Annotated in this window: 13 protein-coding genes; 2 read left to right on the top strand and 11 right to left on the bottom strand. The window is 34.1% G+C overall.

Annotated elements, in window-relative coordinates; all coding sequences use genetic code 11:
• Positions 1–6 precede the first annotated feature (6 nt).
• The 5 genes from ACZ2G2_RS13480 to ACZ2G2_RS13460 form a co-directional block, all read right to left on the bottom strand.
• Positions 7–324 carry a hypothetical protein gene (locus ACZ2G2_RS13480; RefSeq protein WP_470392682.1) on the bottom strand — a complete coding sequence of 106 codons (318 nt, stop codon included), beginning with the start codon at positions 322–324 and terminating at the stop codon, positions 7–9.
• Between the two features lie 4 nt (positions 325–328).
• Positions 329–514, bottom strand: coding sequence for a hypothetical protein (locus ACZ2G2_RS13475; protein ID WP_101203815.1), 186 nt, complete (start codon positions 512–514; stop codon positions 329–331).
• A 130-nt stretch (positions 515–644) separates the two neighbouring features.
• The gene (locus ACZ2G2_RS13470) at positions 645–1958 is read right to left on the bottom strand and encodes a 4Fe-4S dicluster domain-containing protein (RefSeq protein ID WP_470392679.1); all 1314 of its coding nucleotides are present in this window, start codon (positions 1956–1958) and stop codon (positions 645–647) included.
• A gap of 22 nt (positions 1959–1980) precedes the next feature.
• A complete protein-coding gene (locus ACZ2G2_RS13465; protein WP_470392678.1) occupies positions 1981–2940 on the bottom strand; it encodes an MlaD family protein in 960 nt (319 codons plus the stop codon).
• 54 nt (positions 2941–2994) lie between these two features.
• Entirely contained in the window at positions 2995–4107 is a 1113-nt protein-coding gene (locus ACZ2G2_RS13460) for an N-acetylmuramoyl-L-alanine amidase family protein (RefSeq protein WP_090840674.1), read from the bottom strand.
• An 87-nt stretch (positions 4108–4194) separates the two neighbouring features.
• On the opposite strand from ACZ2G2_RS13460, the gene ACZ2G2_RS13455 reads away from it, so the two are divergent.
• Together ACZ2G2_RS13455 and ACZ2G2_RS13450 are read left to right on the top strand one after the other, a co-directional pair.
• Complete coding sequence (locus ACZ2G2_RS13455) at positions 4195–6957, top strand: putative LPS assembly protein LptD (RefSeq protein WP_470392676.1); 2763 nt, start codon at positions 4195–4197, stop codon at positions 6955–6957.
• A gap of 43 nt (positions 6958–7000) precedes the next feature.
• Entirely contained in the window at positions 7001–7381 is a 381-nt protein-coding gene (locus ACZ2G2_RS13450) for a RidA family protein (RefSeq protein WP_470392675.1), read from the top strand.
• Positions 7382–7464: 83 nt separating this feature from the next.
• Here the strand turns inward: ACZ2G2_RS13450 and ACZ2G2_RS13445 are convergent, their stop codons facing one another.
• The 6 genes from ACZ2G2_RS13445 to ACZ2G2_RS13420 form a co-directional block, all read right to left on the bottom strand.
• Positions 7465–17619 carry a choice-of-anchor L domain-containing protein gene (locus ACZ2G2_RS13445; RefSeq protein ID WP_470392673.1) on the bottom strand — a complete coding sequence of 3385 codons (10155 nt, stop codon included), beginning with the start codon at positions 17617–17619 and terminating at the stop codon, positions 7465–7467.
• A 270-nt stretch (positions 17620–17889) separates the two neighbouring features.
• Positions 17890–18255 (bottom strand): methylglyoxal synthase, encoded by a 366-nt coding sequence (locus tag ACZ2G2_RS13440; protein WP_470392671.1) that lies wholly within the window; start codon positions 18253–18255, stop codon positions 17890–17892.
• The gene (locus ACZ2G2_RS13435) at positions 18256–19119 is read right to left on the bottom strand and encodes an N-acetylglucosamine kinase (RefSeq protein ID WP_470392670.1); all 864 of its coding nucleotides are present in this window, start codon (positions 19117–19119) and stop codon (positions 18256–18258) included.
• A 94-nt stretch (positions 19120–19213) separates the two neighbouring features.
• The gene (gene gap / locus ACZ2G2_RS13430; protein ID WP_090842318.1) at positions 19214–20215 is read right to left on the bottom strand and encodes a type I glyceraldehyde-3-phosphate dehydrogenase; all 1002 of its coding nucleotides are present in this window, start codon (positions 20213–20215) and stop codon (positions 19214–19216) included.
• 31 nt (positions 20216–20246) lie between these two features.
• Complete coding sequence (gene pfkA, locus ACZ2G2_RS13425) at positions 20247–21233, bottom strand: 6-phosphofructokinase (protein ID WP_090842320.1); 987 nt, start codon at positions 21231–21233, stop codon at positions 20247–20249.
• A 158-nt stretch (positions 21234–21391) separates the two neighbouring features.
• A complete protein-coding gene (locus tag ACZ2G2_RS13420; protein WP_470392668.1) occupies positions 21392–25795 on the bottom strand; it encodes a translocation/assembly module TamB domain-containing protein in 4404 nt (1467 codons plus the stop codon).
• Between the last annotated feature and the right edge of the window lie 54 nt (positions 25796–25849).

The raw sequence follows: 25849 nt of genomic DNA, 5'->3' as shown, positions 1-25849 counted from the left end.
TAAGTTTTATTTTATTGCTGAAAAATCGATTTTAGATAACCTGATGTAAATAGACAAAATCTTGATACCGTTTTTCATTTTATTTTTTGGATCGTCCTGCTCTAAAGCTGCTAACTTTAATGCTTGTAATCCTAATTGCTCTGTCTGTTTTTCTGTACAAAAATCACACAGCACTTTTTTTAATTTGATATGTTCTACATTACTAGACTTGTACTTAATACTAGTAATGATTTTAAATTGAAGCGAGTCTTTTTTATAATCCTGAGCCTTTAGCTTGGTTAAGCTAAAAGTTAAGATTAGTAGTATTAAGACGCTATATTTCAATTAATTATTCTTTTTTGTTTCGTGTTACAATTAACACAAATCCTAGTGTTGTACAAAAGCCCGCTAAAAAACCTCCCAAACCTCCTGTGTCAAATTTGCCAACAACAAAGAATGATAACAGTCCTATTACTAATATGGCAATGCCACTAATTAATCTTGTTTTGGATGGTACTTTGTATATAAAACTCATTGTTTTTTATGCGTTAGCGGTAGTAATGACATCCTTTTTTTGCTGCCATATATGGCAAAAAAAGATACAACCCTTCGACTGCGCTCAGGGTAAATTCCAACGCGACCCTTGTGGTAACGCCCAAATAATTTTACTCGTCTTTCCAGTTTAAACGGTCCATTTGGTTGTAAGGCCAAGGTGCACCATTGTTTTCTATATTAGTCATCATGTTATTTAACTCTGTGGGCGCCGAACTTTTTTCCATTACAGAATATTGACGCATTTGCATGATAATATTTAATGGATCAATACTTACCGGACAAGCCTCTACACAGGCATTACAACTTGTACAAGCCCAAAGCTCCTCGTCTGTAACATAGTCACCCAATAATTGCTTTCCATCATCCACAAACACTCCTTTGTTAGCGTCTATATTTTTACCAACTTCTACTAGACGATCTCTAGTATCCATCATTATTTTACGCGGTGATAATTTTTTACCTGTTAAATTTGCTGGACACTCGCTTGTACAACGTCCACATTCTGTACACGTATATGCGTTAAGTAAGTTTACCCAACTTAAATCTTGCACATCACTTGCTCCAAATTTTTCTGGCACTGCATCCTCTTCTCCTTCTGGTGCTGCCGCAAACGGATCTGCATCTGGATCCATCATCATTTTAACTTCCTTAGTTACTGTTGCGTTATTAGGAAATTGACCTTTAGGTGTTAACTTACCGTAATAGGTGTTTGGGAACGCTAATAAGATGTGTAAATGCTTTGAAAAGTATAGGTAATTTAAGAAAGCTAAAATACCTACAATATGCATCCACCAAGCAGCACGCTCTATAATATGTAATGTAGACGCTGATAAACCATCAAATAATGGTGCTATAAACTGACTTATTACATTTCCTGAATTGTATCCTTGAAATACAGTATCTGTAGCATTCATTACTAAAAACAAGCACATTAAAACAACTTCAAAATAAAGGATAATGTTACCATCTGATTTTGGCCACCCTTTCATCTCTGAACTCATGAAACGTTTTAGTTTTATAACATTACGTCTTATCCAAAACACAATAACTGCGACTAATACTAATAATGCTAAAACTTCAAAACTACCAATTAAAAAGCCATATAATGCGCTTGGTAAGATTGAATGCCCTATCCTGTGTGTACCAAATAATCCGTCTATTATAATTTCTAAAACTTCGATATTAATAATAACAAATCCTACGTAAACTACAATATGTAAAATTCCCGCTATTGGACGTTTCACCATTTTACTTTGCCCTAAAGCAATGTAAGCCATGTTTTTCCAGCGTTGTGGTTTGTTGTCGGAGACATCTAAATCTTTACCTAAATTTATGTTCCTAACAAGTTTTCTGACATTATTTGCAAAATAACCGATACCTGCAGCAAGTATGATAGCAAAAATTATATTTGGTATGTATTCCATGTTTGTTTAGTTAGTTTTGGTCTTAATTTTTCTTTTCTTCTTTAATTTCGTTTCCATCAGCATCATAACGTTTTGCTTTTTTTCCGAATAAAGAAAAATGTACATAACGTTTAGGATTAAGCTTCATATCCTCTAAAAGTTGCTCCATTTGTAATGCTGCTCCTTCTAAGTTTGAATATAATTTATCGTCATTTAATAGTTTACCAATAGACCCTTCTCCGTTTTTAACACCCGCAAGCATACTATTTACGCTACCTAATGTTGCTTCTAGATCGGCTACTGTTTTAGTAATATCCACTTTATTTAACTTCTCGCTCATTTGATTTAAATTAACGCTAGTTTTATTAAAGTTGTCGACCATTGCTGTTACGTTTTGGTCATTTTTTTTAACTAATGAATTTATTGAGTTTGCTAAACCGTTGTATGATTTTAAAGTCGAATTTAACTCCGCTAACGTACTTTTTAAACCATCACCTGATTGATCTGAAACCAGACCGTTTAAATTACCCATTAAGGTATCTACAGTTTTTAAAGTCCCGTCTAAATTTGTGCTTAATTGAGAAAAGTCACTAGATAGACTTGTTACTAAACCTTCTTTTACTGATGATTTTATTAAATCTCCGTTTTGTGCCATTTGATTGTCTTCCGCAGGAATAATCTCCAAAGCATTACCTCCCATTAGTCCTGTTTGAAACAAACTAATTGTACTGTTTTTAGAAAATTGCAATTGCTTATCTACAGAAAAGGCTACTCTAGTTTTACCTGTTTGAAAATCGTAAATAATTTCTTTAACCTTACCCACATTGTTACCTTTAATAGTAACTGGTGCAGATACTGCTAACGAGTTATAATCAAACTCTGTATAATACGTGTTGTTAGAATCAAAAATGTTATTCCCTTTTAAATAACTAAATCCAAAAATGAAAAAGATTATTCCAAGTATAACTAGTATGGCTGTTTTAACTTCAAGTGTTAGTTTCAATATGCTAAATTTAGATTGGTAACAAAATTAGAAATAAATTACAAAAGAATGGGTCTAATTAGAGTCGGTTTTTAAGGCTTCCGATAGTTTAATTTGCTTTCCATCCTTAAGTGCAACAATATAAGCGTCTTTATAACCTTTGTTTTTAGCTTCAATTTGTAGTTTTTGAGCTATATTATAGTCTGATGTATAGCCATAATAATACTTATACAAACGTCCTTGCTTTTCTCTAGATATTTCTTTTAGACCTTTAAAATTATAGGCTTTAGGCTCTAAAGCTTTAGCACTAGCTGCTATCTGTATTTTAAATACTGTGTTTTTTATAGTTTTTTTTGCTGTAGAAATTGTATCCTCAATAACAGGATCTACAATATAATTGTCACCAACATTTAAATCTAAAGATTTTTTATAAGCATTAACTGCTTTTAATATAGAGGTTGCCATTTTAGACTGTCCGCTTTTAGAATTTAAAAATTTACCTTCTGCATTATTAGTTAAAAAACCAACTTCCACTAAAACACTTGGCATATAGGTATTGTGTAACACCCATAGACTAGCTTGTTTGATACCTCTACTTTTACGTTTAGATTGGTCTATAAAATTATCTTCGATTAATCGTGCTAATTTAATACTCTGCTCTACATAATCTTCTTGTTGTAAAGCCAAACCAATTAATGACTCTGGTGCATTAGGGTCAAATCCCTTATAATTTTTCTTATAATCTTTTTCTAAAAAAATAACTTCGTTCTCTTTTTTTGCGACATCAAAGTTACGTTTTGTATTAGCAACTCCTAAAACAAACGTTTCTGTACCTGATGCTTGAGACGAGTGAGAATTACAGTGTACAGACACAAATAAATCTGCATCTGCTCTATTTGCAATAGCTGCACGCTCGCGCAACTCAATAAACACATCTGTTTTTCTAGTATAAATAACTTTAAAATCCTTTTTACCTTCTAAGGCTTTACCAACTTCTAAAACTATTTTTAAAGCAATATCCTTTTCTTTATGACCATTACCTAAATTACCAGGGTCATCTCCTCCATGACCTGCATCTAGGACCACCACAAATTTACCATCGTTAGATTGCGCAGTAATAGTTTGGGTACTACCAAATGTTAATACTATTATAAAGGATACTATAAGTTTAAAAATGTACGTTTGCATATAAGTTATAACCAATTATTATTACGATTAGTATGATTTATAAATTTTAACGAATATTAAAACATTCACAAAAAAATATATGTAGTTTTGTCTTTTCAAAAACCAAGCCATACTTTTACAAAAATACATTTAAAAGCGTTGCGTACAAATAGTCTTCATATACTTTTTACTTTGAGTTTTACAGTGTTTATTAACACGTTTAGCTTTGCACAGCAGGATTTACCTAAAGATGGTGAGTCAATACCTGCTATTCAAGAAAAAGAACAGCCCATTACAACACTAAAAGATTCCACTTCTATTAACGTAGAACAATTATTAGGATCTAAAAAAGAAACCGATAGTGTCGTAACAGATTCTATTAAACCAAAACCTTTATTAAGCAGCACCATTTCTTACAAAGCTAAAGATTATATGTCTTTTAAAAAGAAAGAAGCTAAAATGTACCTTTATAATGAAGCGCAAGTGGTTTATGAAGATATGGATATTTCTGCTGGACTAATTATTATAGATTATACCAAAGATTTAGTTTACGCAAAAGGGATCAAGGATTCTTCAGGAGTTTATAGTCAACGACCAACTTTTAAGCAAGGTGCTAATGTAATTGAGCCTGATTCTATTGTGTTTAACACAGAAACTAGAAAAGGATTAATTTATAATTCTCAAACCGAACAAGACCAAGGTCGAATAATTACGGAAGTTACTAAGCGTGTCAATGACTCCGTTTACTATCTTAAAAACGCAAAATTTACCACGTCAGACAATTTAGAAGATCCAGAATACTATTTTCTAATTAGAAAAGGAAAACTAGTCCCGAATAAAAAAGTAATTACAGGACCAACAAATTTGTTTATTTATGACGTCCCTACTCCCATTGGTCTACCTTTCGCTTTTTTTCCATTGACAAAAACACGTCGTGCAGGTATATTATTTCCTAGTTTTGGAGAAGATGGTAACAGAGGTTATTTTTTACAAAATGGAGGATATTACTTTCCTATAAGCGACAGAGTAGATTTAGCAGTTATGGGAGACTATTATACTAACGGTAGTTACGGTTTAAGATTAGAAAGCAAATATGCTACTAGATATAAATACAATGGAAACTTAGGTTTTAGATATGAAAACTTAATTACCAGTGAGCGTGGATTTCCAGATTATGCAAAATCAACAATTTATAACTTACGTTGGTCGCATGCACAAGATGGTAAAGCCAATCCAAGTTCTAGGTTTTCAGCATCTGTAAACTTAGGTAGTAGTAATTATTACACACAATCTATAAATCAGTTAAACCTGCCAAACACACAAAACAACACCTTATCGTCTTCTATATCTTACTCTAAAACCTTTGAAGGAGAACCGCAGGCTAACATGAGTTTAACCGCGACACACACACAAAATACTCAAACGGAATCTATTAGTATGACGCTACCAACCTTTCAAGGTAGTTTAAGTAGAATTTATCCCTTTGCAGGAAAAGATGGCGTTAAAAAAGGAGCAATTCAAAATATTAACTTACAATACAGCGTAAAAGCAGAAAACAGAATCACCACTACAGATTCGCTTTTCTTTAAATCAGGTATGTTTGATGATGCCCAAATTGGAGCACAACACAGCATTCCTATTAGCACAAACTTTAAGGTTTTTGACTACTTTAGTGTCTCTGCAAGTACAACTTTTCAAGAAAATTGGACTTTAAAAACTGTTGAAAAATATTATGATACTACCAATGAAGAAATAGTAACTCAAGACGTTAATGGTTTTGATGCCTTCAGAACTTATAATTTTAGTACCAGTATCGGAACAACACTTTATGGTGTATTTAATTTTGATAAAGACAAAGAAGGAAAAAAACTGCAAGCCATAAGACACGTTATTAGACCAAGTATTAGTTATAATATTAATCCTGCTTTTGATAATTATTATGACGATTTTGAGATTATTGATGCAGACGGAACTACAAAAGGTGAATACACGCGATTTGAAGACAATCTTTTTGGCGCTCCTAATAACACCTTCTCAAGCTCTATAGGATTAGGTCTTTCTAATAATTTTGAAGCCAAAGTAAGACATCCAGATTCGACTAAAACCGAATCTAAAAAAATAATATTACTTAATAGTCTTAACTTTTCTACGTCTTATAATGTCGCAGGAGATTCTTTAAAATGGAGTCCTGTTAGAGTTACTGGAGGAACACAGTTATTTGACAATAAAATGAGTATCAATTTTGGAGCTACTTTAGACCCTTACGCGCTAGATACAAACAATACCAGAATTAACACTTTTAATGTAAATAACGGAGGAAGCTTGTTTAGATTAACAAGTGCTAATCTTAATTTAAGTTATAGTTTAAGTAGTAAAGATGGCGGTAAGAACAATCAAAATGATGCTGTAGACGATAGATTGTTAAGTGGTGGTCGTGCAGATGATTTGTTTGGTGTGTCTCAAGATTTTGCTGCGCAGCAAGGCTCTGAATATAATGAGGAAAAAGAAGAACGAGAGTCTGACGAGTTTTACAACAACAAAATACCTTGGAGCCTAAGATTTGCTTATGCTGTAAACTATGGTAATAGCACAAGACAAAACGAGATATCATCACATTCCTTAATGTTTTCAGGGGATATTGAGCTGTCTCCTAAATGGTCTATTGGAGGATCTTCAAGTTATGATTTTAAAAACAATGGTTTTGGTTTAACACAATTGCGTTTTGAACGTGATTTATTAAGTTGGAGAATGAACTTTACATGGGTACCATTTGGAACTTATAATAGCTGGAATTTCTTTGTTGGAATTAAGTCTAGCATCCTAAAAGATTTAAAATACGAACAACGTCGTAAAGCTGACGAAGGTCTATAATAGTTATATTATTTCGCTTACGCGGAAATTAAACACACACATAATGAAAAAGATAATTTCTACATCAAAAGCTCCTGCTCCAATCGGTCCTTACAACCAAGCTGTTTTAAGCGGAAACACGTTATATACGTCAGGACAAATAGCATTACATCCTGAGACTGGAGAACTAGTCATGGGTGATATTAAAACAGAAACTAAACAAGTTATGGAAAACATGAAAGCGGTTTTAGAAGCTGCAGACATGACTTTTGAAAACGTTATTAAAACCTCTATATTTATTAGTGATATGTATAATTTTGCACAAATTAATGAAGTATATGGTACTTATTTTGATGATGCCACTGCTCCTGCTAGAGAAACGGTTGAAGTCGCTAACTTACCAAAATTTGTAAATGTAGAAATTAGTATGATTGCTATTAAATAATAATTCACTTACTATTTATTATATAAAAAAAGCCTGAACAATAGTTCAGGCTTTTTTTATGCTTTGTTCTTTTATTAGAAGCACTATCGTTTTAACGTAAAGTGTGCTTTAAATTGCTTTCTATTATTATCAGCACCCATATAGTCTATTGTAAACCAATAGTCGTTTGTAGGCATTAGATTTCCGTTATAGGTCCCATCCCACCCTAAGCTTGTTGGACTTAATTGTTTTAATAATTTACCATACCTATCAAAAATGTAAATAACAGCATCTGGTTGGTCTCCGATACCATAAATAGCCCAAGTATCATTATAACCATCACCATTTGGTGTAAAGACATGTGGATATCCAATGATGGATACTGATGCACTTGCCTCACCACAACCATTACGATCTCTTACAGTAACAATATGTTCTCCTGCTCCAACATCTGTAAAAGTATACGTTCCATTATTTGGAACATTTATTTCCCAAGGTCCATTATCCAAACTAAACTCGTATTCTGAAGCCCCATTACCTACTGTTGTAACAAAAATATTCTGCTCATCAGAAAAGGCTTCGGTCAATACTTCAACAGTTATTGCTGGTGGTGCACTCTCTATAACTACAGTAGTTGCAGAAGCTTCGCACAATGTTACTGTACTTGTTCTAATATCAGTTACAATCACAGAGTAGTTTCCACCCACTAATGGTTCTAAAGTATTCCCAGAGGCCCAAGGAATTGTAACATTTTCTAACAACCATTCAAAAGTATAGTCAGTAGTATTTAAACCTGTATCAATAATGGGCGAACCAATTACTTCTGTCCCATTGGTATTAACACATAATAAATAAGTAGCATCTAACTCAAAATCTGCTAACGGGTTAACTTGAAGCGTTAGTGTTGCAATATCATAACATAATGAAGTATCCACCATTGCTCCGGTACCAGAACCATCATCTGCCATAGTATCATTATCAACACGCACATAAATTATTTGTGGATTGCTTATGTTTTCATAGACCAATGGTAATGAGTTTAAACCTGCATTTGCATCGGTTTGATTTAGGTAATAAGTCACACTAAAATTAGCTGCACTTTGACCATCTAAAATATCAGTATTTTGTGTTATTAAGTCAAATTGCACACTATCATTAGTTGTGTTTCCATCCCCATCCAAAGCATCATCACATAATTGGTAAACAATTGGAACCATATCCATATTAGCTTGCGCACCATCTTGTATGATTATATTAAAACTAGACTCATCAGTACACGTATTTGGGCTTGTACCAGCCTCTGCATATATAAATAAAGTTGATGATACTGTAATTTCTGTAAAATCAGAAATCGCAACGCCTGTTCCATTTGGACCACCTGACGCTGTATAGTAGGTATTATTCTGACTTAATGCCGGCAAAATATACGAACCACATATGGACACATCCGTAACCGTTTCTGCAACAATACTAGTAACCCAAGTTAGTGTTACAGCAATCCTACTACTTACACAACCTGTCACAGATTCTTCTGCTTCAGCATAATACGTATAGGTTGTTCCCGGAATAAAAGTACCTGTTGGTAAATATGTTAGACTATTGGATTGTAAAAGAGAGCCTCCAACAGATGCATCGTACCAATTAATTTGATTCCCTACAGCAGGTAATCCAGGTATAGCAACAGTTAAGTTTGGTGTAGAAGATCCTTCACAAACAATCGGGTTATTAGGTGATATAGGCTCGTCTACAAATATACAAGCACAATTTGGTGCTGTTACGTTTGAAACGGCATCACAGGATGTGTTTACCGAGTTTGATGCAGTAATTGTAATATCTGTTCCTACAGGAATATCTGTAATGTTACCAGAACCAACAGTCCCTGCAGAGGACGTAATTACAGCAGTATTTGACGATACTGAAAATGACACACTGTACGTTAATAAATCAGTACTACAATTTGTATTTATTAATGTTAGTATCGGAGATGTATTAATAGTTACCACAAAACTACTCTCATTTGTGCAATTATTTGGAGCTGTTCCAATTGATTTATAAATATATAATGTTGTCGTCGTCGTAATGTCTGTTCCTGCAGAAACTTCAGTGCCTGAAGCTCCTCCGGTTGCTGTGTGATAGGTATTATTAGCAGTCAAACCTGGTAAAATATACGAATCACAAGCTTCTACATCCATAAGTGAATCTGCTACTGGTGCTGCATCTATTGTAACTGTAAAACTGGTTTCGTCAGAACAAATATTAGGCGCTGTTCCTGTTTCAGTGTAAATGTACAACGTACTTGTTGCTGTAATATCTGTTCCCGAAGCAATTAAATTCCCCGTTCCATTTGGTCCTCCTGTTGCTGAATAATAGTCATTATTAACCGATAATACTGGTAATATATACGAAGAACAAGATTGCTCATCGGCAATAACATCTGCTGTCGGTGATGTATTAATAGTTATTACAAAACTACTTTCGTCTGTACAATTATTTGGAGCTGTACCAATTGATTTATAAATGTATAATGTCGTTGTTGTCGTAATGTCTGTTCCCGCAGAAACTTCAGTGCCTGAAGCTCCTCCTGTTGCTGTGTGATAGGTATTATTAGGAGTCAAAGTTGGTAAAGTATACGTATCACACACCTCTACATCCATAGGTGAATCCGCTACTGGCGCTGCATCTATTGTAACTGTAAAACTAGTTTCGTCAGAACACGTGTTTGGAGTTGTTCCTGTTTCAGTGTAAACGTACAACGTTGATGTTCCTGAAATATCAGTCCCCGAAGCAATTAAAGTCCCCGTTCCATTTGGTCCTCCTGTTGCTGAATAATAGTCATTATTAACCGATAATACTGGTAATATATACGAAGAACAAGATTGCTCATCGGCAATAACATCTGCTGTCGGTGATGTATTAATAGTTATTACAAAACTACTTTCGTCTGTACAATTATTTGGAGCTGTACCAATTGATTTATAAATGTATAATGTCGTTGTTGTCGTAATGTCTGTTCCCGCAGAAACTTCAGTGCCTGAAGCTCCTCCTGTTGCTGTGTGATAGGTATTATTAGGAGTCAAAGTTGGTAAAGTATACGTATCACACACCTCTACATCCATAGGTGAATCCGCTACTGGCGCTGCATCTATTGTAACTGTAAAACTGGTTTCGTCAGAACAAATATTAGGCGCTGTTCCTATTTCAGTGTAAACGTATAACGTAGTTGTTGCTGTGATATCTGATCCCGAAGCAATTAAAGTCCCCGTGCCATTTGGTCCTCCTGTTGCTGAATAATAGTCATTATTAACCGATAATACTGGTAATATATACGAAGAACAAGATTGCATGTCACTAATAACATCTGCTGTAGATGTTGCATTAATAGTTACTACAAAACTACTTTCGTCTGTACAATTATTTGGAGCTGTACCAATTGATTTATAAATGTATAATGTTGTCGTACTTGTAATTATTTCGCCAACAGGCAACTCTGTTGAAGAAGCGCCTCCGGTTGCTGTGTGATAAGTGTTATTAGCAGTCAAAGTTGGTAAAGTATACGTGTCACAAGCTTCTAAATCCATAGGTGTATCCGCTACTGGTGCTGCATCTATTGTAACTGTAAAACTAGTTTCGTCAGAACAAGTGTTTGGAGTTGTTCCTGTTTCAGTGTAAACGTATAACGTAGTTGTTGCTGTAATATCTGTTCCTGCTGTAACTATAGCCCCCGTTCCATTTGGTCCTCCTGTTGCTGAATAATAGTCATTATTAGTTGATAATACTGGTAATATATACGAAGAACAAGATTGCTCATCGGCAATAACATCTGCTGTCGGAGATGCATTAATAGTTATTACAAAACTACTTTCGTTTGTACAATTATTTGGAGCTGTTCCAATTGATTTATAAACGAATAATGTTGTCGTACTTGTAATTATTTCGCCAACAGGCAACTCTGTTGTAGAAGCGCCTCCGGTTGCTGTGTGATAGGTATTATTAGCAGTCAAAGCTGGTAAAATATACGAATCACAAGCTTCTACATCCATAAGTGAATCTGCTACTGGTGCTGCATCTATTGTAACTGTAAAACTGGTTTCGTCAGAACAAGTGTTTGGAGTTGTTCCTGTTTCAGTGTAAACGTATAACGTAGTTGTTGCTGTAATATCTGTTCCTGCTGTAACTATAGCCCCCGTTCCATTTGGTCCTCCTGTTGCTGAATAATAGTCATTATTAGTTGATAATACTGGTAATATATACGAAGAACAAGATTGCTCATCGGCAATAACATCTGCTGTCGGAGATGCATTAATAGTTATTACAAAACTACTTTCGTTTGTACAATTATTTGGAGCTGTTCCAATTGATTTATAAACGAATAATGTTGTCGTACTTGTAATTATTTCGCCAACAGGCAACTCTGTTGTAGAAGCGCCTCCGGTTGCTGTGTGATAGGTATTATTAGCAGTCAAAGCTGGTAAAGTATACGTGTCACAAGCTTCTACATCCATAGGTGAATCCGCTACTGGTGCTGCATCTATTGTAACTGTAAAACTGGTTTCGTCAGAACAAGTGTTTGGAGTTGTTCCTGTTTCAGTGTAAACGTATAACGTAGTTGTTGCTGTAATATCTGTTCCTGCTGTAACTATAGTCCCCGTTCCATTTGGCCCTCCTGTTGCTGAATAATAGTCATTATTAGTCGATAATACTGGTAATATATACGAAGAACAAGATTGCTCATCGGCAATAACATCTGCTGTAGGTGATGTATTAATAGTTATTACAAAACTACTCTCGTCTGTACAATTATTTGGAGCTGTTCCAATTGATTTATAAACATATAATGTCGTTGTCGTCGTAATGTCTGTTCCTGCAGAAACCTCCGTTGTTGAAGTCCCTCCTGTTGCTGTGTGATAAGTATTATTAGCAGTCAAAGCTGGTAAAGTATACGTGTCACAAGCTTCTACATCCATAGGTGAATCCGCTACTGGTGCTGCATCTATTGTAACTGTAAAACTAGTTTCGTCAGAACACGTGTTTGGAGTTGTTCCTGTTTCAGTGTAAACGTACAACGTTGATGTTCCTGAAATATCAGTCCCCGAAGCAATTAAAGTCCCCGTTCCATTTGGCCCTCCTGTTGCTGAATAATAGGCATTATTAGTCGATAATACTGGTAATATATACGAAGAACAAGATTGCTCATCGGCAATAACATCTGCTATCGGAGATGCATTAATAGTTATTACAAAACTACTTTCGTCTGTACAATTATTTGGCGATGTGCCAATTGATTTATAAACATATAATGTTGTTGTTGTCGTAATATCTGTTCCTGCAGAAACTTCCGTTGTTGGAGACCCTCCGATTGCTGTGTGATAAGTATTATTAGGAGTCAAAGCTGGTAAAGTATACGTGTCACACACCTCTACATCCATAGGTAAATCAGCTACTGGCGCTGCATCTATTGTAACTGTAAAACTAGTTTCGTCAGAACAAATATTAGGCGCTGTTCCTGTTTCAGTGTAAACGTATAACGTAGATGTTGCTGTAATATCAGTCCCCGAAGCAATTAAAGTCCCCGTTCCATTTGGTCCTCCTGTTGCGGTATAATAATTATTATTAGCACTTAATGTTGGTAATGTATAAGGTCCGCAAGATTGGACGTCACTTATAACATCTGCTGTCGGTGATGTATTAATAGTTATTACAAAACTACTTTCGTCAGTACAATTATTTGAAGCTGTTCCAATTGATTTATAAACGAATAATGTTGTTGTCGTCGTAATATCTGTTCCTGCAGAAACTTCCGTACCTGAAGCTCCTCCGGTTGCTGTGTGATAAGTATTATTAGGAGTCAAAGCTGGTAAAGTATACGTGTCACAAGCTTCTACATTCATAGGTGAATCCGCTACTGGTGCTGCATCTATTGTAACTGTAAAACTAGTTTCGTCAGAACAAATATTAGGCGCTATTCCTGTTTCAGTGTAAACATACAACGTTGATGTTCCTGAAATATCTGTTCCGGAAGCAATTAAAATCCCCGTCCCATTTGGTCCTCCTGTTGCTGAATAATAGTCATTATTAGCACTTAATGTGGTTAATGTATAAGGTCCGCAAGATTGGACGTCACTTATAACATCTGCTGTAGGTGATGTATTAATAGTTACTACAAAACTACTTTCGTCAGTACAATTATTTGGAGCTGTTCCAATTGATTTATAAACGAATAATGTTGTCGTACTTGTAATTATTTCGCCAACAGGCAACTCTGTTGCAGAAGCGCCTCCGGTTGCTGTGTAATAGGTATTATTAGCAGTCAAAGCTGGTAAAATATACGAATCACACGCTTCTACATCCATAGGTGAATCCGCTACTGGTGCTGCATCTATTGTAACTGTAAAACTGGTTTCGTCAAAACAAGTGTTTGGAGTTGTTCCTGTTTCAGTGTAAACGTACAATGTCGTTGTTGCTGTAATATCTGTTCCCGAAGCAATTAAATTCCCCGTTCCATTTGGTCCTCCTGTTGCTGAATAATAGTCATTATTAGTCGATAATACTGGTAATATATACGAAGAACAAGATTGCTCATCAGAAATAACATCTGCTGTCGGAGATGCATTAATAGTTATTACAAAACTACTTTCGTCTGTACAATTGTTTGGTGCCGTTCCAATTGATTTATAAACGTATAATGTTGTCGTACTTGTAATTATTTCGCCTACAGGCAACTCTGTTGTAGAAGCGCCTCCAGTTGCTGTGTGATAGGTATTATTAGCAGTCAAAGCTGGTAAAGTATACGTGTCACAAACCTCCACATCCATAGGTGAATCCGCTACTGGTGCTGCATCTATTGTAACTATAAAACTGGTTTCGTCAGAACAAGTGTTTGGAGTTGTTCCTGTTTCAGTGTAAACGTACAACGTTGATGTTACTGAAATATCTGTTCCCGAAGCAATTAAATTCCCCGTTCCATTTGGTCCTCCTGTTGCTGAATAATAGTCATTATTAGCACTTAATGTTGTTAATGTATAAGGTCCGCAAGATTGGACGTCACTTATAACATCTGCTGTAGGCGATGTATTAATAGTTACCACAAAACTACTTTCGTCTGTACAATTATTTGGCGCTGTGCCAATTGATTTATAAACATATAATGTTGTTGTTGTCGTAATGTCTGTTGCTGCAGAAACCTCCGTTGTTGAAGTCCCTCCGGTTGTTGTGTGATAAGTATTATTAGCAGTCAAAGCTGGTAAAGTATAAGTGTCACAAGCTTCTACATCCATAGGTGAATCCGCTACTGGTGCTGCATCTATTGTAACTGTAAAACTAGTTTCGTCAGAACAAATATTAGGCGCTGTTCCTGTTTCAGTGTAAATGTACAACGTACTTGTTGCTGTAATATCTGTTCCCGAAGCAATTAAATTCCCCGTTCCATTTGGTCCTCCTGTTGCTGAATAATAGTCATTATTAGTACTTAATGTTGGTAATGTATACGAAGAACAAGATTGCTCATCAGAAATAACATCTGCTGTCGGAGATGCATTAATAGTTATTACAAAACTACTTTCGTCTGTACAATTGTTTGGTGCTGTGCCAATTGATTTATAAACATATAATGTTGTTGTTGTCGTAATGTCTGTTGCTGCAGAAACCTCCGTTGTTGAATTCCCTCCTGTTACTGTGTGATAAGTATTATTAGCAGTCAAAGCTGGTAAAGTATACGTGTCACAAGCTTCTACATCCATAGGTGAATCCGCTACTGGTGCTGCATCTATTGTAACTGTAAAACTAGTTTCGTCAGAACAAATATTAGGCGCTGTTCCTGTTTCCGTGTAAACGTACAACGTACTTGTTCCTGTAATATCAGTTCCTGCTGTAACTATAGTCCCCGTTCCATTTGGTCCCCCTGTTGCTGAGTAATAGTTATTATTAGCACTTAATGTTGGTAATGTATAAGCACCGCAAGATTGCACGTCACTAATAACATCTGCTGTAGGTGATGTATTAATAGTTACTACAAAACTACTTTCGTCAGTACAAATATTTGGCGCTGTGCCAATTGATTTATAAACGAATAATGTTGTTGTACTTGTAATTATTTCGCCAACAGGTAACTCCGTTGTTGGAGACCCTCCTGTTGCTGTATGATAAGTGTTATTAGCAGTCAAAGCTGGTAAAACATACGCGTCACAAGCTTCTACATCCATAGGTGAATCAGCTACTGGTGCTGTATCTATTGTAACTGTAAAACTGGTTTCGTCAGAACAAATATTAGGCGCTGTTCCAATTTCCGTGTAAACGTACAACGTTGATGTTCCTGTAATATCTGTTCCTGCTGTAACTATAGTCCCCGTTCCATTTGGCCCTCCTGTTGCTGAATAATAGTCATTATTAGCACTTAATGTTGGTAATGTATAAGGTCCGCAAGATTGCACGTCACTTATAACATCTGCTGTCGGAGATGCATTAATAGTTATTACAAAGCTACTTTCGTTTGTACAATTATTTGGCGCTGTTCCAATTGATTTATAAACGAATAATGTTGTTGTACTTGTAATTATTTCGCCAACAGGCAACTCCGTTGTAGAAGCGCCTCCTGATGCTGTGTGATAAGTATTATTAGCAGTCAAAGCTGGTAAAGTATACGTGTCACAAGCTTCTACATCCATAGGTGTATCGGCTACTACCGTTCCATCAATAGTAATTATAAAACTAGTTTCGTCAGAACAAATATTAGGCGCTGTTCCTGTTTCCGTGTAAACGTATAACGTTGTTGTTACAATGATATCTGTTCCTGCTGTAACTACGGTCCCCGCTCCAGTCGGTCCTCCTGTTGCGGTATAATAATTATTATTAGCTGATAACGCTTCTAGTGTATAAGATGTACAAGATTGCTCATTGGTTTTTATATCTGCTGTTGGAGCCGGTATAAACTCAACCAAAACTTCATCGGTACTTGTACACGTTGGCGATATTGTAATATCAGCACTATAAGTTCCATCTACGGTCACATCTAATGTAGCCCCAGTTTCTCCAATAATTTCCGCACCATTAAAATACCAAATATGACCAGCTGTTGGTAAGCTAGATGATAGCGTTACCGTAGTGCCTTCACATTGCGCTGTACCATTTGCAATAGTAATATCATCACCTAAAGAACCTCCCGCTGCATTAAATGAGTTCTGACCAAGAAAAACTGCTGAGTTCAAAGCATGATCTTCATAATCTGCAATAACTAGTTTTATTCTGTAATTAGTACCAGGGGTTACTGGAGAAAAAGCAGTCATAGATTGTGTATGCCCTCTAAGTCTAAGAGGATTATTAAAACCTGCAGGACCAACAGCGTAATAAGCATCAAAATATATTGGATTTTCAGAAGCACATAATGCATTGTTAGCCATATCTCTAACCGTCAATACAGAAACAACATCTGTTGTTCCAGGTACTACAGCTAAATTTACTGGTGGACCAGGATTATCTAAATCTGTTAATATAAAAGCAAAAGCATCTCCAAAATCGCACTGCTCTTCGCCATATTCTTCAGAAGCAAATAGAAAATCAAAATTTAAGGTATTTCGTGTTGGTGTAAAATCGAATTGGATTGAGGTTGCATCTCGTGATTGTCCAATCATACCAGGAATTAATGCTTCTAACTCGGCATCTCCTGACCAAAAACCAGTACTCTCATCTCCTGAAAAATGAGGTCCGGGTAATACAGTAGCATCTCCCGTGCTTAAGACTATTCCAGATTCAAAAGGGAAAGCACCAGGATCTGCACTGAAATAAGCAATCCCGTTATCAAATCCAAATCCTGTTCCAAAATCACTACCAGTACTAGAAATTACATTTGATATTGTAGCACAAGGATTATTAACTAAAATATCCGTAATTAATTGTTCCGGTGTATATGTTGTTTGATCAATATCAATAAACGTTCCAGCCTTATATTGACTTTGTAAACTAGCCATTTGTAAAATAACATCATTTTTATAAAAGTCTTCTTGCAGTGCATTATAACTTTCAAAAACAACATCCTCTATAAAACAGACTCCTGTTTTAGGCAGTATAGCTATCCCTTGTTCTATATTACAATTAGGGTTAAATCTAGTTTTAGTGGGTAAAGTATATAACGGATTAAGAACCTCAGTATCGGCAACAGCAACTGTTGAATAATTTATATTTATAACTGCATCAGGAGTATCCGATGTAACGTTTAAATTAAAATAACCTGATAAAGCAAAAGCTGTGAGGATTATTAGGTGTCTCATAAAATTAATTAATTGGGACAAAATTACCACTTAATTAATGTTCTTCTGAAGAAAAATTAACATTTTTTAACAAATAAAATAGTACAAATACAAAATAATTGATTTTTTCAATTAATTATAATGCAATTGATTTACAACTATTTATCCTAAAAACCAATACATAGTTATACGTATGCATTAAAAAAGGGTATAAAAAAAACAAGACCTAATATGCTATATATAGGTCTTGTTTTTTTAAACTAGATAGTATTTATCTACTTATATTTCTATTTACCTTAAAGCTTTCATAAACAGCTCTGCGCTAGCCAAATTAGTAGCTAATGGTACATCGTGTACATCACAAAGACGCATTAACATTAAGACATCAGGCTCGTGTGGGTGTTTTTCTAAAGGATCTCTAAAAAATATTACCATTTTGCATTTGCCTTCTGCTACTCTCGCAGCTATTTGGGCATCCCCACCCATTGGGCCTGATAACATACGTAATACTTCAAAGCCTGCTTTTTTTACTTTTTTACCAGTAGTACCTGTTGATATTAAAGTAATTTCTTTTTGATGAAAAATAGCCTGATTTTCGTTTAAAAACTGAACCATTTCTGCCTTCTTACCATCGTGTGCAATTATAGCTATTTCCATTTATTTTATTGTTTTAGTATGAAATGCAACCAAACCTTCTATTGGACGCCTTTCAAAATTTCCAACTTTAAAACCTAACTCTTTAGCAACTGCTTTGATTTCATCTTGACAGAAAAACGCAATTGAACCCGCAAAATGTACTGGTACCGTTTTAAGCTCTTCTTGGTACTGTAAAATCATATTTTTTGCAAAACGTCTGATTCCTGATTTGATTACTTCAACTATATATTCTGAATCCTTATTTAATATCATAAACTCTGCAAACTGCGCTAAGTAAGCATTAGGATTAGGTTGTTTGTATAAATTATACTTTATATAATCTGCTTCTAGGTTATACTTATCTGCAAAAGCAATTCTGATTTGCTCTGGCATATGATTAAAATAGTAGTCACGTAATAACTCCTTACCATAATAATTACCTGAAGCGTCATCCATAATAGTATACCCTAAAGATTTTACACGTTGATGTAAAATAGTACCATCGTAATAACTACAATTAGATCCAGTCCCTAAGATGCAAACTACTGCAGCTTCAGTTGGTGTATTAATGGTAGCGTATACAGCAGCCATAGTATCTTCGTCTACTAATATAGTTGCTTTTGGAAAAAATTCTTGTAAAACAACCTTTAGCATTAATCGTGGATTTTCTGTCCCACAACCAGCACCATAGAAAAACACATGTGTGACCTTGTCTTTATTATCCTTTAATGGCGTACTCTTTTTTAAGATTTTTTTAATTTTCTTTTCAGATAGTATCGCAGGATTTAAACCTTTGGTACGTATTTTTTCAAATAATTGGTTACCGTCTTTATCTACTGCAATCCAATCGCATTTTGTAGAACCACTATCAACAACTAAAATCATATTTTTAAATATTTATGGTAAGATAAAAAAAAAGCACAGTAAAAAGATAAATTACATCTATTTACTGTGCTTAAATTATATAAAATTAAACGTATTATAGTGCGTTAACTTTTTGAGCTAAGTCTACTAATTTGTTTGAATATCCAAACTCATTATCATACCAAGATACTAACTTGAAAAACTTAGAATTTAACTCGATAGCAGAATCTGCATCAAAAACACTAGTTTGTACTTCTCCAACAAAATCTTGAGATACAACTGCATCTTCAGTATATCCTAAAACACCTTTCATTGCACCTTGAGATGCTTTTTTCATAGCTGCTTTAATTTCAGCTAAAGACGTTTCTTTTTTAGTTCTTACCGTTAAATCTACAACAGATACATCAACCGTTGGCACTCTAAAAGCCATACCAGTTAATTTACCATCTAATTCTGGAATTACTTTCCCTACTGCTTTTGCAGCACCTGTAGATGTTGGTATAATATTATTAATTGCACTACGTCCTAAACGGTAGTTTTTACGTGAAGGTGCATCTACAGTAAATTGTGTAGACGTCGCTGCGTGGATAGTAGTCATTAAAGCTTCTTCAATTCCGAAGTTATCTTCTATAACTTTAGCTAAAGGCGCTAAACAGTTAGTAGTACAAGATGCATTAGAAACTATAGTATCTGCAGCAGTTAATTTATCATCATTTACACCCATTACAAACATTGGTGCATCTTTACTTGGTGCAGAGATTACTACTTTTTTAGCACCACCTTCAATATGGTAATTTGCTGTTTCTAAAGTTGTAAAAATACCAGTACATTCTGCAACTACAGTAGCTCCTGCTTCATCCCATTTTAAACTTTTTGGGTCTCTTTCTGCTGTTACACGAATTGTTTTACCGTCAACAACAAGGTTTCCGTCTTTTACTTCGATTGTACCATCAAATCTTCCGTGTACAGAATCGTATTGTAATAAGTAAGCTAAGTGGTCTACATCTAACAAATCGTTAATTGCAACTACTTCTACATCGCTACGTTTTACTGTCGCTCTAAACACGATACGACCAATTCTACCAAATCCGTTAATTCCTAATTTTAATGTTGACATATGATTTTTATTTATTTGTATTCAATTTATATTATGTGGTCATGATATCTGACACACGTATTAATTCTTCGTTAATTTTTGATTTTCCTTTTACAGCTTGCTCTAAAGGTGTTAATTGTATTGTATCACTTAATAGACCAACCATATAATTAGATTTACCCTCTAATAAGCTCTCTACAGCTTTTACACCCATTCTACTTGCTAACACACGGTCAAAACAAGATGGAGAACCACCACGTTGCATGTGCCCTAATACAGATACACGTACTTCGTACTCTGTCATATTTTCTTCAACGTAATCTTTAAGTTCGAAAACGTTTTTACCAATTTTATCGCCTTCTGCTACGACAACAATACTTGATGATTTTCCGGATAATTTACTTCGTCTTAACGACTCTAATAAACGTTCTAAACCTAAATCTTCTTCAGGGATTAAAATCTCTTCTGCTCCAGCACCAACACCTACGTTTAAAGCAATATGTCCGGCATCTCGGCCCATAACTTCTACAAAAAACAATCTGTTGTGAGAACTGGCAGTATCTCTAATTTTATCAATAACTTCTACAACCGTATTTAAAGCGGTGTCGTAACCTAATGTATGTGAGGTTCCAAAAATATCATTATCAATAGTTCCTGGTATACCCATTACTGGGAAACCAAATTCTTGATTAAAAATTAATGCTCCGGTAAAAGTTCCGTCTCCTCCTACAACAACTAAAGCGTCCACATTGGCAGCGACCAAAGCATCATATGCTTTTTGACGTCCTTCTTTAGTACGAAACTCTTTTGATCTAGCAGACTTTAAAACAGTTCCTCCTTTATTAATAAGTCCTTTTACATTACGTGCAGTTAACTCCTTAAAGTCACCTTCAATCATACCTTCGTATCCACGATATATTCCGGCACATTCAATATTGTAATAGGCACATGTTCTGGCTACAGAACGTATTGCAGCATTCATCCCTGGAGAATCTCCTCCAGAAGTCATAACTGCTATTTTTTTTATGGTTTTTGACATGTATTTTTTACTTAATAAAGTAAAACTAATAAAGATATATTAGATAATACATTGCTTTTGCTAAAATTTAACGATAAGCTTAAAACTATAACGTTATCGTTAATAACTTAATAAAATACAGCGTGTTAAATTGAATAAAAGAAGACTTTTGGTAGAGATTATTCTTCTTTTTTGAAAGTCATATCGTCTGGAAATGGCGAGTTTGAATCTGTCTCTGGTTTGGGATTTTGGTCTTCTTTTTGAGGTTCTAAACTTTCCTCCTCTTTTTTAGGACTAAAAACTTTACGAAGTAATTCTCCAAACGTATCAAAAGAAACGCTGTAAGATAATCCTACACCTTGGGTATATCCAATCTCTTCCCCAAAGTTTCTAATACTATTTTCTCTATTAAATACTTTAGCGGTTAAAGTCCCGTCTTCATTTAATAAAAAATCTATTTGTAAATCTCCAGCAATTACTGAGTCTCCCAATCCTCCAACCGGAACCCCAACTTTACCGTTAATTAAAACACGATCAGAAATTTTGGTTTGCAATGTCACCCCTACTCGATTATCCGTTTGATAATCTGGATTGTTTTGCCCAGCTTCAAAGTTTAGTCCAACGTTAAATTTACCATCTCCACTAGACAATAAACTATTAACCAGACCATTTAATCTTTCGGTTAATGTTCCTGAAAAATTAAGATCATTAATACCACTACTAAATCCACCTGTCAAAATTAAATATAAAGCTTGGCTATCTCTTTCTTCTTTTGAGTCTAATCTATAGTTTAACTCAGATTTTATACTTGATTCTGTTGTTGGAAACGTAAAGACATAATCTATATCCGGACGTTCTAACTTATCTGATAACTCTATAATTAACTCGACAGGAATACTCCTACTTATAGGATTATCTAATAAAGGAGATGGGTTTGCACGCGTCTCATATTTCGCATTAATATTTATAATTGCATCTAAAGGAGAACCATTCCATTGTATGTTACTAACATATGGTTCTACTGTAAATTTCTTTTCTATTACACCTCCATACAAAAAGTTATAAACCCCTTCATATACTACAAAATCACCATACATATTAAACTTATCATTGGTGTTTATCTCAATTAACAAACCTCCAACTCCGCGTCCTTTTATTGTACTTCCCGAGGTTTTATCAATTAAAATCTCGATCTCAGCATCTTCCGTAACATCTAAATCAAAATTTAAATCTAACCCTGTATCTAAAGTATTCTCTAATACAATTCCTTTTTGTCTTGCAGCTTTTTCTTCTGCTGTTATAAAATGAATTATTGAGTTATCACCAAAAGACTCGTTGTCATTTAAAGGTATTTTAAAAACCGTTCCTTTTTTAGTTTGGGCAATAACATTAATACTTAATCCTTCGGCTGGACCGCTAATAGAGGCACTACCACCTATAAATCCTGTACCATAATATAAAGAGTCTTCGCTTTCTTTTGTGTCTAAAACTAACAGTCTTGATGTTAGCACTTCTAAATCAAGTTTCCATTTAGAAAAATTAGTATGACTAATACTACCATCTAATAGACCTTTAGTATCTTCTTTGATATCTGTGATATTAATTTTATTAAAGTAAAACGATTGGTCTTTTAATGTTACCGAAGCTTGTTCTTGGAAAGCATAGTCCACATTTAAATAAGGGACTCCTAAACCTCCATTATCAATTTTAAACGCACCATTAAAGCTTGGTTTGTTTAAATTACCAACGACCTTAACACCTCCATAAACATCTCCTCTAATCTTATCCAAGACGCCTTCTAAAAATGGATTTAATATTTGTAAATCGAATTTATTAAAATCTAAATTAACATCAATAAAAGCATCATCTCCTTTAACACTTATGTCTCCTGTTGCAGTAAACGAATTAGCAATATCATCCTTTATTTTTGCATCTACTGTGTAATTAGACAACGTCGAGTTTCCTTTTATTTTTGCATCAAAAGAACCTAAAAAGGTTTCATTAACTTCTAAATCATCAATTGTAACTAAGGCATTAGGAATGTAGTTTCCGTTTTCTTGAAGGATATCTAAATCTCCGTTAATATTTCCCGCTAAGGACAATTTAGTAACCTCTGGAACAATCTTATTTAAATCAACATTTTTAAAATTCAGCTTTAAATCTTTATAAGTCGAATCTCTTAAAACTCCTGCTAATTTGATTTGCTCATTTTCATGATTCATCATCAACTCTTCAATCTTGAAATTTTTAAAATCACGATCAAAAATCACTTTATTTAACTTGTTTTTATCTTCATTAACATACCATTTGTTGCCTTTAAAAGTGACATCACTCTTTTTAAAACCAACAACAGATAAATTATCTTTATTTATAGTGTGATAAAAACTTAAATTATAAGCATCGTCATTACGTTTACCTCCTTTAAATTCTGAACGCATAAACAGTGTGTCGTTAAGCGTCACATTAATTAAATTAAACTTAGAAATGTTGTAGTGTTTTGTATAAACACTATCCACTTCTACATAAGTATTAAATAGTGGGTTATTGTTATCCACTTGCAACTCTATGGTGTCTGCAAAGTAATCTAATAACTTAATTTTTGGTGATTTAAAGGTTAGTTTAAACGCTTTTTCATTACTCTCTACACGCCCTTTAATAAAGGTATTGGCGCCTACCTCTACTTCAGGAAAAAAGACTTCAACAATTTTGTTATATATCTTAAAATTAAAATCAATGTATTGATTCCCTTCTATAGTATTTGGAACATAATTAGCGTACACACTTTTTATAGAATTTTCAAAGAGTAGCTCTAAATCTTTAAATTTAAAATTCCCGTTTAATTGCCCTTCTACAATTTCTGGAGAGTTTACTTTTATTAGCCTTTCATTATCAAAAAACTCAGAACTAATAGCAAAATCTTTAAACGTGTATGTATCGTTCTCATTTTTATACACTGTGTTTTTAAATGAAATATTACCCACAGCATCATCAATAGTATTTGCATTCATTTTCATGTCTACAATACCAGTAAACTCTGATTGCTCATCTCGGTTATAAAAATTAAGTGCTTTCAAATTGGCATAATCTACTCTGGCAACAAAATCAAACGACTTTACCTCTTGAGATAAATCTGCTAAACCATCAAATTCTAATTTTAAGTTTTTATCCCTAGACACCAACTTTCCATTAAATTTACTTTGCTTATACTGTCCATTAACTACAATATTCTGGTAATTATAATTGTTGTAATTAATGTTATAAACATCCCCTTTTAATTGCGTTTTTAAGTTTTCTTTTTTAAAACCTACACCATCAACATCTACGTTTAATGAGGTAGTCCCAATTTTAGGATCTTCTAATAATTGTCCTAAATCAAACTCGTCTAAAATTATATTCCCTTTATACGATGCATAATCTATATTGCTAATATCAGACATCTCAAGATTAGAATTAACATAGCCTAATGTTGTGCTAATCTCTAAATCTGCTCTAATCTTATTTGGTGTAATATTAGAAGTACCAACTGCAGTAAAATTACCTAACTTATCAAATAAAGACGGAATTGATTCTCCTAAAACATTCGGTAACAAATCTTTTAAGTCTTTGTAATTAGAAGATAAATTGGTAAAATTACCTTGCATGGCAAAATTATTATCTTCACTATTAAATAGATTTTTAAAGTTTATTGTCCCGTATATCTTAGTGTTTCGGCTTGTATCTAATCTTAAATTTTCTGTTGTTAGATTATTTAATGTTCCTGATAGTTTTGTTGAAAAATTGGCACGTTGATTTTTACCAAATTCATTATAAAACACATTTAATTCATCTAACAAAACACTACCCTCTGTAAAATTAGCAGAAACTTTTACTTTATCCTCAAACTCTTTAAAATCCGATCTATTATAATTAAAGGCTAGTTCTCCTATTATAAAAGATTCTGGTGTTTTTAAATTTAAATTATCAAAACGCATTTCTGACAGTGTATAACTAAAATCAGAAGATAAATTTTTTAATTGTATTCCACGACTGTCAACAAACTGCATGGTATTTATTCTAGTCCTTACATTACTACCGTCAATAACAAAATTGGTTCCGTTTAAATTAATAGTATTAAATTGAATAATTTGTGGCGTTTCTTTATTTTGATCAATTAAATTAAAAGTCCCGTTAGTAATATTAACATCACTTGATGTCAATAAAAAATTACTTTTTTCCGGTCTAGGGTTATCATCTTCAAATCGATCCACAAACACATCTAAATTGGTTTGGCTTTCGTCTTTATAAGTCACAATATTAAATACCAAATCCTCTAAATCAATATCCCCAAAATTTAATTTACTGTTATATAGATTTTTAAAACTAACAATTGATGTATTTAATTCTGTCGCACTAATTAATGTATCCTTTTTAAAATCTCTAATCAAAATACCTTTAATCTGGACATCTCCATTAAATTGCAATCCGATTTTTTGAATATTTATATTGGTTTTATAAGAATCATTAAGCCAATCCGTAGCGTATTTACCAGCTTTAGTTTGAACAGCAGGAATAAACATGACCAACACCAAAATGATGAACAACAATAGCAAGATTGCTATTAATTTACCGACTATTTTAAGAAATTTTTTGATACTGTT

Source organism: Olleya sp. KKT75 (assembly GCF_055635485.1).
This window is presented reverse-complemented; position numbering and strand designations above follow the sequence as displayed.

Coding starts and splice junctions, on each gene's coding strand:
- ACZ2G2_RS13475 (WP_101203815.1), bottom strand. CDS start 514: ATGAGTTTTATATACAAAGTACCATCCAAAACAAGATTAATTAGTGGC.
- gap (WP_090842318.1), bottom strand. CDS start 20,215: ATGTCAACATTAAAATTAGGAATTAACGGATTTGGTAGAATTGGTCGT.
- ACZ2G2_RS13435 (WP_470392670.1), bottom strand. CDS start 19,119: ATGATTTTAGTTGTTGATAGTGGTTCTACAAAATGCGATTGGATTGCA.
- ACZ2G2_RS13460 (WP_090840674.1), bottom strand. CDS start 4,107: ATGCAAACGTACATTTTTAAACTTATAGTATCCTTTATAATAGTATTA.
- ACZ2G2_RS13470 (WP_470392679.1), bottom strand. CDS start 1,958: ATGGAATACATACCAAATATAATTTTTGCTATCATACTTGCTGCAGGT.
- pfkA (WP_090842320.1), bottom strand. CDS start 21,233: ATGTCAAAAACCATAAAAAAAATAGCAGTTATGACTTCTGGAGGAGAT.
- ACZ2G2_RS13440 (WP_470392671.1), bottom strand. CDS start 18,255: ATGGAAATAGCTATAATTGCACACGATGGTAAGAAGGCAGAAATGGTT.
- ACZ2G2_RS13445 (WP_470392673.1), bottom strand. CDS start 17,619: ATGAGACACCTAATAATCCTCACAGCTTTTGCTTTATCAGGTTATTTT.
- ACZ2G2_RS13450 (WP_470392675.1), top strand. CDS start 7,001: ATGAAAAAGATAATTTCTACATCAAAAGCTCCTGCTCCAATCGGTCCT.